The 10,947-nt window shown below is 69.9% G+C and carries 15 protein-coding genes; 11 read left to right on the forward strand and 4 right to left on the reverse strand.

Annotated features, from left to right (window positions below; genetic code table 11):
• Position 1: 1 nt before the first annotated feature.
• Positions 2-394, forward strand: a complete 393-nt coding sequence (locus tag IEZ13_RS44640; RefSeq protein ID WP_183227666.1) for a VOC family protein — start codon at positions 2-4, stop codon at positions 392-394.
• On the opposite strand, the gene IEZ13_RS44645 is transcribed toward IEZ13_RS44640, so the two are convergent.
• A complete protein-coding gene (locus tag IEZ13_RS44645; protein WP_183227664.1) occupies positions 385-912 on the reverse strand; it encodes a nucleoside/nucleotide kinase family protein in 528 nt (175 codons plus the stop codon). The genes IEZ13_RS44640 and IEZ13_RS44645 overlap by 10 nt on opposite strands.
• 124 nt (positions 913-1,036) lie before the next feature.
• Here IEZ13_RS44645 and IEZ13_RS44650 point away from each other — a divergent pair, with 124 nt between their 5' ends.
• Positions 1,037-1,756: an aspartate/glutamate racemase family protein gene (locus IEZ13_RS44650; protein ID WP_183227662.1), complete on the forward strand. Its 720-nt coding sequence runs from the start codon at positions 1,037-1,039 to the stop codon at positions 1,754-1,756.
• A gap of 55 nt (positions 1,757-1,811) precedes the next feature.
• On the opposite strand, the gene IEZ13_RS44655 is transcribed toward IEZ13_RS44650, so the two are convergent.
• Positions 1,812-2,192, reverse strand: a complete 381-nt coding sequence (locus IEZ13_RS44655) for a winged helix-turn-helix transcriptional regulator (RefSeq protein ID WP_229795775.1) — start codon at positions 2,190-2,192, stop codon at positions 1,812-1,814.
• 96 nt (positions 2,193-2,288) lie between these two features.
• Between IEZ13_RS44655 and IEZ13_RS44660 the strand changes: the two genes are divergently transcribed.
• The 6 genes from IEZ13_RS44660 (at position 2,289) to IEZ13_RS44685 (ending at position 5,501) form a co-directional block, all read left to right on the forward strand.
• A complete protein-coding gene (locus IEZ13_RS44660) occupies positions 2,289-2,636 on the forward strand; it encodes a DoxX family protein (protein ID WP_183227658.1) in 348 nt (115 codons plus the stop codon).
• Complete coding sequence (locus IEZ13_RS44665) at positions 2,633-3,055, forward strand: hypothetical protein (RefSeq protein WP_183227656.1); 423 nt, start codon at positions 2,633-2,635, stop codon at positions 3,053-3,055. The genes IEZ13_RS44660 and IEZ13_RS44665 overlap by 4 nt, the downstream gene beginning before the upstream one ends.
• Positions 3,056-3,116: 61 nt before the next feature.
• A complete protein-coding gene (locus tag IEZ13_RS44670; protein ID WP_183227654.1) occupies positions 3,117-3,611 on the forward strand; it encodes a hypothetical protein in 495 nt (164 codons plus the stop codon).
• Complete coding sequence (locus tag IEZ13_RS44675) at positions 3,608-4,102, forward strand: hypothetical protein (RefSeq protein WP_183227652.1); 495 nt, start codon at positions 3,608-3,610, stop codon at positions 4,100-4,102. Before IEZ13_RS44670 ends, IEZ13_RS44675 begins: the two co-directional genes overlap by 4 nt.
• Before the next feature lie 170 nt (positions 4,103-4,272).
• A complete protein-coding gene (locus tag IEZ13_RS44680; protein WP_183227650.1) occupies positions 4,273-5,052 on the forward strand; it encodes a hypothetical protein in 780 nt (259 codons plus the stop codon).
• 29 nt (positions 5,053-5,081) lie between these two features.
• Complete coding sequence (locus tag IEZ13_RS44685; protein WP_183227648.1) at positions 5,082-5,501, forward strand: SRPBCC family protein; 420 nt, start codon at positions 5,082-5,084, stop codon at positions 5,499-5,501.
• Positions 5,502-5,622: 121 nt separating this feature from the next.
• Here IEZ13_RS44685 and IEZ13_RS44690 read toward each other — a convergent pair whose 3' ends face one another.
• On the reverse strand, positions 5,623-6,333 hold the full coding sequence (locus tag IEZ13_RS44690) for a GNAT family N-acetyltransferase (RefSeq protein WP_183227646.1): 711 nt from the start codon (positions 6,331-6,333) through the stop codon (positions 5,623-5,625).
• Between the two features lie 42 nt (positions 6,334-6,375).
• Here IEZ13_RS44690 and IEZ13_RS44695 point away from each other — a divergent pair, with 42 nt between their 5' ends.
• From IEZ13_RS44695 to IEZ13_RS44705, 3 genes are read left to right on the forward strand one after another with little or no spacing between them, the layout of a single operon-like run.
• A complete protein-coding gene (locus tag IEZ13_RS44695) occupies positions 6,376-7,047 on the forward strand; it encodes a hypothetical protein (protein ID WP_183227644.1) in 672 nt (223 codons plus the stop codon).
• Between the two features lie 53 nt (positions 7,048-7,100).
• Positions 7,101-8,873 (forward strand): substrate-binding and GGDEF domain-containing protein, encoded by a 1,773-nt coding sequence (locus IEZ13_RS44700; protein ID WP_183227642.1) that lies wholly within the window; start codon positions 7,101-7,103, stop codon positions 8,871-8,873.
• 30 nt (positions 8,874-8,903) lie between these two features.
• Positions 8,904-9,575: a GTP pyrophosphokinase gene (locus IEZ13_RS44705; protein ID WP_229795776.1), complete on the forward strand. Its 672-nt coding sequence runs from the start codon at positions 8,904-8,906 to the stop codon at positions 9,573-9,575.
• A 406-nt stretch (positions 9,576-9,981) separates the two neighbouring features.
• Here IEZ13_RS44705 and IEZ13_RS44710 read toward each other — a convergent pair.
• Positions 9,982-10,947, reverse strand: a 966-nt coding sequence (locus IEZ13_RS44710) for a pectate lyase family protein (RefSeq protein ID WP_189285788.1), incomplete at its 5' end; no start/stop codon positions are given.

The following is a 10,947-nucleotide window of genomic DNA, read 5'->3' on the forward strand; positions in this document are numbered from 1 at the left end:
CATGCCGGAGAATCCGCCCGCCGACCGCTGGGCCCGTCACGATTGGTGGGGCGTCGTGCTGGATGCGCCTGATGTGGCCGTCCTCGCCCGCTTCTACTCCGAGCTGCGGGGCTGGGCGATCTGGAAACAGGACGCCACCGGGGCGGCCCTCGATCTCGGGGAGGGCGTCGCCTACCTGAGCATCCAGTACAACCCGGACCATGTGCGGCCCACCTGGCCGGCGGCTCCGGGCCGGCAGCAGATGATGCTGCACCTCGACTTCGAGGTCACCGACCTGGAGGCGGCCGTGGCGCACGCCATCGGCCTCGGCGCCGAACTCCCGGAGCATCAGCCACAGGAGAACGTCCGGGTGCTCCTGGATCCGGCCGGGCATCCGTTCTGCCTCTACACCTGAGCTGTCGTCCAGCCGGTCAGGGTGATGATCTCGGTGGCGATGCCGGTGACCGGGCGGCCGTCGGTCGGGATGCGGTGGACCCAGGCGGGGGTGTTCCGGTCCAGGTCGCGCGCCATGAGGTCGCTTCGGGAGATGTGGTGCGCGAGACCCGTACCCGTCTCGCGGATCTGAAGTCTTTGATGTGCCGTCGGGTCGGCGGCGGTGAGCAGGACCGCGGTGACGGCGGGGTCGTCGCCCATCGCCGCGGTCAGGTCGGCGGTGAACCGTACGCTCACGGTGTTCGTGTAGATCATCCGGCGGTATCCGAGCGCCCGGTAGTTGGCCCACATGGCGGCCAGGTTCCGTTCCGCCAGGCCGTGCTCCCAGGGTGGCGGGTAGGCCTGGTCGAGGTTGTCACCCTCGATCAGACAGTGCCGGACGCCCGCCGCGGACAGAAACTGGTGGATCTCGTGGCCGACGGTGGTCTTGCCGACCCCGGCCCGGCCGCCCAGGAACAGCACCTCGCTTCGCGCCGCCATCCCGGCACGGTAGCGGAAAGGATGGGCACGTGAATTTCGACACGGCCGCACCTCGCCGCCGAACGCCGACGGCACGCTCGCTCTCCGTGGCAACGCCGGGCGCGCGCTCGGATAGGGTCGGCGGATGCGCCTGATCGGGCTTCTCGGTGGCATGAGCTGGCAGTCCACCGCCGAGTACTACCGGCTGCTCAACGATCTGACCCACGAGCGGCTCGGTGGCCTGCACTCGGCGCGCTGCGTGCTGTACTCGGTGGACTTCGCCGCCATCGAGGCCATGCAGGCCGAGGGCCGCTGGGACGAGGCGGGGACGGCGCTGGGCGAGGCGGCCCGGGCACTGGAGGCGGCCGGGGCGGACTTCGTCGTGCTGTGCACCAACACGATGCACAAGGTCGCCGACCGGGTGGCGGCCGCCGTCGGCATCCCCCTGCTGCACCTGGGTGACACCACGGCCGAGGCGGTGAAGCGGCGCGGCGTCACCACGGTGGGGTTGCTCGGCACCCGGTTCACCATGGCGGAGGACTTCTACCGGGGCCGGCTGGCCGGGCACGGCCTCACGGTGCTGGTGCCGTCCACCGAGGACCAGCGGATCGTGAACGACATCATCTACGACGAGCTCTGCCTGGGCATCGTGAAGCCGGAGTCCCGCGACGCCTACCGCCGGATCATCGGCCGGCTGATCGAGGACGGGGCCGAGGGCGTCATCTACGGCTGCACCGAGATCGAGCTGCTGGTCGGCGAGGACGACAGCGCGGTCCCGGTCTTCCCGACCACCCGGCTGCACTGCGAGGCGGCCCTCGACCATGCGCTGCGACCGGATCCGCCACGGCGTCCGGGCCTGCCCTGAGCGGACGACCGGCACGGCGCGGCGGGAACGGCCGCGGATGTGGTCGGGGCGGGGCTCACGGCGTACCCCTCGAAGGGTGTTGATCGGCTCTTCGGGCCTCGATGCCCGGCACGTGCTCGATGGCCCACGCGGCCAGGGCGAGAGCCGGTGGGATGAGGCTCTTGCCGACCGGGGTGAGGGCGTACTCGACGCGCGGCGGCACCTCGGCGTAGACGGTGCGGGTGACCAGGCCGTCGCGTTCCAGGTTGCGCAGGGTGAGGGTGAGCATGCGCTGGGAGATGCCGGGGACCTGCTGGTGGAGGTCGCCGAAGCGGAGCGTGCCCTGGTCGAGGGTGGCGACGACCAGCAGCGTCCACTTGTTGCAGATCTGGTCGAGGATCGTGCGCAGCGTGCGGCCGCCGTCGCCGCGGATCCTGCAGGTGTGTTCGTAGTCCACCGGTGACAACTCTCTGTGCCTTGGGCACATGCGTGTGCCTTTTGTACGCCTCACTTTAGTACCGCATGATGTGGCTACTTACGAAAGGTAACTCTCATGCGTATCGCGTATTGGGTACTCGCCGTTCTGCTCGCGGTGTTCTACGCCTACTCGGGCGGCAAGAAGGTCACGCAGAGTCAGGATCAGCTGCGGCCGATGATGGGGTGGGTGGATCAGGTCCCGATGCGGCTGGTCCGGGTGATCGGGGCGCTGGAGTTGCTGGGGGCGGCCGGGCTGCTGCTGCCGCCCTACCTCGGGATGGCGGCCGCCGTCGGGCTGACCCTGTTGCAGGTGGGTGCGATCGTCACCCACCTGCGCCGGGGTGAGGCCCGGCTGATCGGCCTGAACATCGGCCTGCTGGTGTCGTCGGCGGTCACGGCCTGGCTGGCGACCGCCTGGCGGTGAGCCGATTCAGGGCGCCGGCCGCGTCGTGGGTGATCGAACAGGACCTCCCGCAGCTCGCCCGGCACGAGGACGATCACCGGGCCGGGCGGGCGCACACGTTCGCGCTGCTCGATCCGGCGCACACCGTGTCACTGGGCTGTCTCTACCTGAATCCGATGCGCGAGCGTCTGCGGGAATGTTCTCCGGAAAGCGCGCCGATGGTCACGTCCTGGATCCGGCAGGGCCGCGAGGATCTCACCGCGACGGTCGCCCGCGCAGTCCACGACTGGCTGCTCGCCGCCTGGCCGTTTCCGGCGCACGTCCTCCGGATCCTGCCGGGTGAGCAGGCCTCGCGCGTCGCCCTCGCGGGGCTCGGGCTGCGCGAGCGGGTGCTGTCCCCGGCCTTGGAGCCGCGGCCCTATCTCTGGTTCCAGGCTTGATCGTACGTGTTGAGCGTACTTGACGGTTGAGTTGATCATCGTCAGCATTGACCGTCCTGACGTGCACGAAATCGAGGCTGAACACTTGTTGAAGGCGTACCCGCTCGCTCTCGTCCCGCTGGTCCCGGCCGTGCCCGTCGCCACCTGGTGGCTGGTCGGCGACCTGACCGAAACCTCCGGCGACATCGTCCTGGACTACGCCTACCAGCCGGTCACGTTCGGTGAGGCCGGCGACGTGATCCTCGGCGTCGTCGCGTTCCTGACGGCGCTGGCCGCGCTCGGCGTCCTGCTCCACGGCACGGTCACCGGGCGGATGCGCAACGCCTGGTGGGGTGTCGCGGTGTCGATCCTCGCGATCGGCGCCTACCTCGGCTGGGCCGAGCGGATCTGGACGGCCGGGGTGATCGGCGCCAACATCGGCGTCGGCCTGACCTTCCTGTTCGGGGTGCCGTTCGTCGTCACGTTCCTGCTGCCGTCGGTGTGGTCGCTGGTGGTCCTGCGCCGCGCCCGGCGCACCGAGCCGCAGCCCTCGCCACAGTCGGCCGGACGTTCGTGAGGCCGCTCGGCTGGCCGTTCGCGGTCATGCTGGTCCCGCTGTTCCCGGCCGCGGTGGTCGCCTCCTGGTGGCTGGTCGGCGACCAGACCAACGACGAGGCCCGGGAACTCGCCGCCCAGGGCGTGAAGCTCGACTACAGCATGGAGCCGATCACCCTCGGCGCGGCCGGCGACCGGGTCCTCGGCATCGCCGGCTGTGCGGCGGTCGTGGCGCTGGTCGCGATCCTGGTCGCCGGCAGCGCCACCCGCCGGATGCACCGCGCATGGTGGGGTGTGGCCGCGTCGGTCGTGCTGCTCGGCGGCTACCTCGGCCTCGTGGAGCGGACCTTCACGGCCGGTGGGATCGGCGCCAACATCGGCGCGGGCCTGGTCTTCCTGTCCGTCCTGCCGTGTACGGCCACGTTCCTGGTCCCGGCCGTCAGCTCCACGGTGATGCTGGTCAGGGAACGGCGCCGCGCCCGCGCCGAGCGGTGGCCCGTGGTCGCTAGCTGAGCAGGAAACGGCGCCGCGCCCACCCGGCGCAGTGGCCGGTGGTCGCCGCCTGAGCAGGGAGCGGCGCCGCGCCCGCGGCCAGCGGTGAGTGCTGGGCGCGGGCTGAGCACGACGTCGAGATGCGGGCCCGATTCGCGTGCTGCACCCCGTACTCAATTATGATCTTGATTTTGTCGATGGGCCTGGGGGTGCTCGTGCGAGTCGGGATCGCGCTTTCCGTGGTGGGTTTGCTGGCCGGATGCACGGCGCAGGTTCCGCCCGAGCCGCGGGTGGACGCCTCGCGGGTACCGGACCCCGCCGTCCGCCAGGAACTGCTGGCGGCGATCCCCGACATGGCTGACGGGGCCTACGCCTTCCGGATCAGTGGGCCCGGCGCTCCGGTGGCCGGGGTGTTCTCCGACCTGGACAGTGTCATGCAGGTCACGCAAGAGCGGACCCTGCCGGGACGCGATCTCCGGATGACCGTGACCGCGCGCCGGGTCGGCTCCCCGGTGTGGGTGCGGGTGGCGCTGGAGCCGGCGTCGTGGCACCGCCGCCTCGGCGTGCCCACCGGCTGGACGGCGATCGACCAGAACCGGCTGCCGGCCGAGAGATTGTTCCCGGTGCTGGTGGACAGTGACGGCGGAGACGTGGCGGAAATCCGGGACACGGTGAAGTTCGCGACCGAGGTCTGGCAGGCGGCGCCGGGCCGGTTCACGGGCACCGTCGATCTGCGCACCGTGGACCGCACCGATTCGATCGTGCCGCGTGACGTCGTCGACCGGCTGGGCGAGCGGGCCGCCGAGGTGTCGTTCGAGGTGACCGTCACCGACGGTGTGGTATCCGGGATGACCGTGACGCTGCCGGACGGCGCCGTCTACCGGGTGGAGTACTCCGGCTTCGGATCCACCACGGTGCCCGGGAAGATCAATGCGGGGCGGGCGCCGAAGAGCGTCTACGCCTTGCTGTGACGGCCGCCCGGTCCGGTTAGGGTTGGCCGGTGGCCACCGTACGCGTCGATACCGTCCTTTCCGTTCCGGTTCAGCAGGTGTGGGAGGCGGTGGCCGACGTCGGGGCGGTGCACCGGCGCATGCTGCCGGGCCGGGTGCTGAACGCGCGGCTCGACGGCGACCAGCGGATTCTGACCATGCCGGACGGTGTAGAGGTCCGCGAGCTGATCGTCGCCGTCGACCACGAGTTGCGGCGCATGGCGTACACCGTGGTCGAGGGCCAGCGGATGCCGCTCACCTACCATCACGCGTCGTTCCAGGTGTTCGAGGACGAGGCCGGCAGCCGCCTGGTGTGGCAGACCGACGTGCTGCCGCACGCCATGGCCGCCCACGTCCGCCCTCGGGTGGAGGTCGGTATCCGGGAGATCCGCGACGTCATCGAAGCGGCCGCCCTCAGCCCACAGAGCTGAGGGCCGCTGGATGCGATGGTGGCCGGCCACCCGCTCACGCCCGCGGGCGCGGCACGGTCCGGTGTGGCAGGGGCTCGCGGGTATTGAGGATCGGGTTCGCGTAGCCCGTACGAAAAAGGGTCTAAAGGATGCGGTAGTGATAGCTGTGGGAGTGCGTGAAACCGGCGGCCTCGTAGAGGCGTTTTGCCTGGTCGTTGTCGTTTTCGACCTGTAGGTAGAGCGTGTTGGCGCCGTGGGCCGCGGACCAGGCGGCGCCGGCGTGGAGGATGGCGGCGGCGTAGCCGCGGCGGCGATGGGCCGGGGCGGTGGCCATGCAGAACACGCCGGTGAGGCCGTCGCCGGCGACGAAGAGGCCGAGCGCCGCGATCTCGCCATCGACGGTGACACTCGCGAAGCCGGTGCGGGCGGTGATGCGGGACAGGACGAGGTCGCTGACCTCGGCGGAGCCGTAGGCGGCGCGCCACGCGGGGGTCAGTTCCGGCGTGATCTCCACCGGGGTCACCGGCGTGAGGCGGTCGGCGGTCGTGGCCGCTGAAGCGGTCATGACCAGCGTGGGCGCGTCGTGACGGTAACCGCGATCCGCCAGTGCGGCATCCAGCGTGGCGTGTTCCTCAGCGGGGCTCACCTGGACGGTGACCGCCGCGCCGCGGGAGCGGTAGTAGGACTCGACCGCGTCGATGGACCGTTCCGGGTGACGGTCGGCGGCCGGCGGAAGGGCGGCGTTGTTGCGGCGCCTGGTCACGCCGGGGGTGTGCCGCATCAGCCAGCCGCCGGTCCGCTCGGTGTCGATGGCGGGCCAGGCCGTCACGGCATGCTGTTCGATCTTGATCACTTGAACACCGTAATCGTTTGCGGCATCGGCTACCTTGAGCGCGTGCCGAACATCGATCAGTCCCGCGAGTCAGACCTTCCGTGGTTCCTCTGGCCGATCCGGGCGGTCGCCATCATCGTGGTGCTGCCGTTCCGCCTGTTGTTCGAAGCGCTCGCCTACCTGATGACGCCGGTTGTCTGGCTGTGGCGTCATCTCGTGGTCATCCCGCTGGCATGGCTGTGGCGTCATCTCGTGGTGATTCCGCTGGAGTGGCTGTGGCGGGCCGTGCTCGCGCCGGTGCTGCGCTGGGTGGGGAGGGGTCTGCTGACCGTTTTCGCGTGGATCTTCGCGGTGCTGGCCGTGCCGCTGCGGTGGTTGTGGCGCACCGTCATCGTGCCGGTCGCGGAGGCGTTCTACCGCTGGGTGCTGCGGCCCATCGGGATCGCGATCGCGGTGAGCCTGGAGTTCGTGTGGCGGTGGGTGCTGGCCCCGGTGGGCCGGGCGCTGCTGTGGTTCCTCAGGACCGGCTGGGACGGGGCCTACCGATTCGTGCTGCGACCGATCGGGATCGTGATCCGGTTCGTCTGGCGGTGGACGTTCGGACTGCTGTTCCAGGGCGTGGCGTGGGTGTGGCGCGCCATCGTGGCCCCGGCCGGGCGCTGGGTGCGCGACGAGGTCCTGCGGCCCGCGGGTGCGGCGGTGCGTTCCGCGCTGTCGGCGCTCGGTCTGCACTGACCATCGTCCTGACCTGGTCATGAGCCCGCCCGGTTTGCGGAATCATAGGCGGTGTGAGTGGGCGTGTGTTCGGGATTCTCTCGCCGTTCGTCGGCGGTGACTACTACGGCGCGATCATCGAGGGGGTCAACGCGGCCGCGGTGGCCGCCGGCGACCGGGTGATGGCGATACAGACCCTGGACCCGGGTTCGCACAGCGCCGACCGCAGCGGTCTGCCCGATTTCCATCGGCCGCTGGCGTGGCGGCACCTGTCCGGGCTGGTGGTCCTGCCGGGCGCTGTCGCGACCGGCTACGCCAAGGGCGCCCGGCAGGCCGGGCTTCCGGTGGTCTTCGTGGCACAGGAGGCGCCGGCGTCGTCGGTGGTCCTGGCCGATAACCGCAGCGGGGTACGGGACGCGGTCACGCATCTGATCGAACACGGTCACGAGCGGATCGCGTTCGCCGGCTATCTGGCGCACTTCGACCTCCGGGAACGGCATGCCGGGTACGCGGAGGCGCTCACCGCACACGGTCTGGATCCGCTGGTGATGGACACCGGCGACAACCACGAGAGCGGTGGGGAGGCGGTCGCCGACCTGCTGATCCGGGCCGGGATGCCGGTGTCGGCGATCGTGCTGGGCACCGACCGGAACGCGATCGGGTTGATCGGGCGGATGCGGGCGGCCGGATACGCGGTGCCCGGTGATCTCGCGGTGATCGGGTTCGACGACATCGCCGACGCGGCCTATCTGCGGCCGGCGCTGTGCAGCGTGCGGCAGCCGCTCGACGAGTTGGGCCGGGCGGTCTACGAGCTGATGGATCAGCCGGTCTCCCGCCGCGAGGTGCCGACGGTTTTCGTGAACCGGGAGTCGTGCGGCTGTTCGGGTGACGGTCTGCAGGTGTCCGAGGCCCACACCCGGGCACTGTTCCAGCAGGTCAGTTACCTCCAGGAGACGTTGAACATCCAGTACGAGCTGGGTGTGGCGCTGCTCGGCCCCCAGGACCGGGACCCGCGGGACCTGGCCTGGCTGGAACTGACCCCGGCGACGGCCGGATGCCTCGGCCTGTGGCATCCGGATCTTCCCGACACGCTGCATGTGCGGGGCGGGTTCCGGTTCCCGGCCGGCGGTGTCCTCCCGGTGGATGAATTCCCGCCGGCGGACCTGTTCGAGCGGGCCTACGGCGCGGACGGGGAGATCGTGTTCGTGGTGCCGGTCCGGACCCCGGCACAGGACTGGGGCATGCTGGCGGCGGTCGGCCGGATCCAGTCGACCACCCCGCCGGGCCGGGAGATGATGAACCACTCCGGGTCGTTACTGGCCAAGGCGCTGGACTACGGGGTGATGCAGGAGAAGCTGCGGCAGGCGGCGCTGCGTGATCATCTGACCGGGCTGCCGAACCGGGTGCTGCTGGAGGACCGGATGGCGCAGGCGGAACGGCGGGCGGCCCGGGAGGCGGGATACCGGTTCGCTATCCTGCTGCTCGACCTGGACGGGTTCAAGGCGGTGAACGACACCCACGGTCACGCGATCGGCGACCAGCTGCTGATACAGGTCGCGCGGCGGCTGACCGGGCGGTTGCGGCGCACCGATACGGTGGCCCGGCTGGGTGGGGACGAGTTCGTCGTACTGATCGACGGGGTGTCCGGGTCCGGCGGGGCTCACGAGGTCATCGCCGCGATCAAGGCCACCGTGACCGAACCGTTCACCATCGACGGGCACGTCGTCGAGGTGGGTCTCAGCATCGGGGCGGCGATCTCCGGCGACGGCACCTCGGACCCCGACCATCTGCTCCGCGAGGCGGACGCCGCCATGTACCGGGCGAAGTCCGTGGCGCGGCAGCGCTGACGTGCCGCTATCGGTAGAGAGAGATGCGACGTGACGACCGATCATCCCGGACAGCTCGCCCACCGGGTCCATCATCCCGAGACGTGGCACGAGCAGCTCACCGATCTCAACCACTTCCTCATGGTGTACAAGTTCGGGCTGGCCGAGATCAACACGAAGATCACCATCCTGGCCGAGGAACTCACCCATCGCGGCAGGAGCAACCCGATCGAGCACGTGCTGCCGCGGCTGAAGACGCCGGCCAGCATCACGGCGAAGGCCCGGCGGCTGGGCTGCTCGCTCACGTTCGAGGACCTTCGTGACAAGATCCGGGACATCGCCGGGATCCGGATCGTGTGCAGTTTCGTGTCGGACGTCTACACGGTGTCGAAGATGTTGACCCGTCAGCCGGACGTCCACCTCGTCGTCGAGAAGGACTACATCGCCAACCCGAAACCCAACGGGTACCGCAGCCTGCACCTGATCGTGGAGGTCCCGGTCTTCATGTCGGACCGGGTGGTGGCGGTGCCGGTCGAGGTGCAGCTACGGACCGTGGCGATGGATTTCTGGGCCAGCCTGGAACACAAGATTTACTACAAGCACGATCCGGACGAGGTCCCGCCGCGGCTGCGTGACGAGCTGACCGCGGCGGCCGAGGACGCGGCCCGGCTCGATCTGCGCATGGAGCGGCTGCATCGCGAGATCCACGGGCCGCGGCATTAGGGATCCTTCGTGGTCGGGGTGGGCGTTTCAATTCAAGATCCTTTTCTGGTACGGGTGTCGTCGTGCCGCCTCATCAGGGCCGTCCCGTCCGGTCGGCGCGATCTCGCTGCCCGCTCCGGCCTTTGCCGCGCCCGCCGGGCGTAGATCGGTGCCCGGGCAGGCCGGCCCCGCCGCCGCCATCCGCGTCTGCCGCCGCTCACGGCCGCGCGACCGATCCCGCAGCCCTCGGCGACCTGGTCACGCCGAGCGTCGGCTTCCCTCCGCGACTGGTCACCGAGCGTCGGCTCCCCCATCGCGACATGGTAGAGGGCCGGCCCGCGGATCGTGGGCTCCGCGGGCCGGCTCAGGGAGCGAGCCGGCACGTGGCCCGTAGATCCGCGGGCCGGCTCGGGGTCTACCGGGTCGTTCAGGTTCCGATGTTGGGCTGCGGGCCGGCGTAGGTCCGCAGCATGGCGGGCACGTCGGCGGCAGCGTCGAGGGTGTAGGAGTAGAAGCTCGCCGGGGTGAAGGCCGACCCGAGGGTGGTCTGCTTGCCGGTGCAGTTGACCAGGATGCTGCCGGACTGGCGCAGTTGTGCCGTGGAGTCCGGGTAGAAGGGGTCCTTCACCCCGTCGAAGTAGCTGTTCTCCAGGACCATCTTGGTGGCGCCCCGTGAGTAGTTGCCGTAGCCGCTGATGGTCTGCAGGTAGTTGTTGTAGAGGTGGGCGTAGGCGACGTTGTCGGTGCTGGGGTTGCGCTGGCCGGTGTTGTGGATCCAGTTGTGGTGGATCGTCATCCGGGCGGTGACGTTGTCGGTCCAGCCGATGCCGAACGCCTTGTTGCCGTCGGCGAGAACGTTCCACGACACGGTCAGGTAACTCGTGTCCTTACGGGAGTCGATCAGGCCGTCGTTCATGCGGGTGATGAGGTTGTGGTCGATCCAGATGTGGTCGGCGGTGTCCATCTGGATGCCGTCGTAGTCGTAGACGTCGTCGCCCGGGTCGTCGTCGGCCATCCGGGTGTCGCGGATGGTCAGGTTCCGGATGATCACGTTGCGGGTGCCGGCGCCGAGGAAGAAGCCGCCGCCGACGATCTGCCCGCTCGTGCCGACGCCGACGATCGTCTTGTCCGAGGTCACCGGGATCTCGGTGCCGATCGGGCTGATGGTGATGGCGGCGGCCACCCGGATCACGTAGGAGCCGGACGCGGCGGCGTATCGGGCCAGGTCGGCCTGGGTGGAGACGGTGACTGAGGTGCCGCCCGCTCCGCCGGTGGTGCCGCCGCCGGTCGACGCGAAGCCGTCCGGGGTCGACGGCCAGGTGCGTGCGCTCGTGGAGACGAAGCCCCACTGTTTGTTGGTGTTGGCGGTGCACGTCTCCTGGATGATCGCCCC

The organism is Actinoplanes campanulatus (genome assembly GCF_014647795.1).
In the GTDB taxonomy this organism is placed as follows: Bacteria; Actinomycetota; Actinomycetes; order Mycobacteriales; family Micromonosporaceae; genus Actinoplanes; species Actinoplanes campanulatus.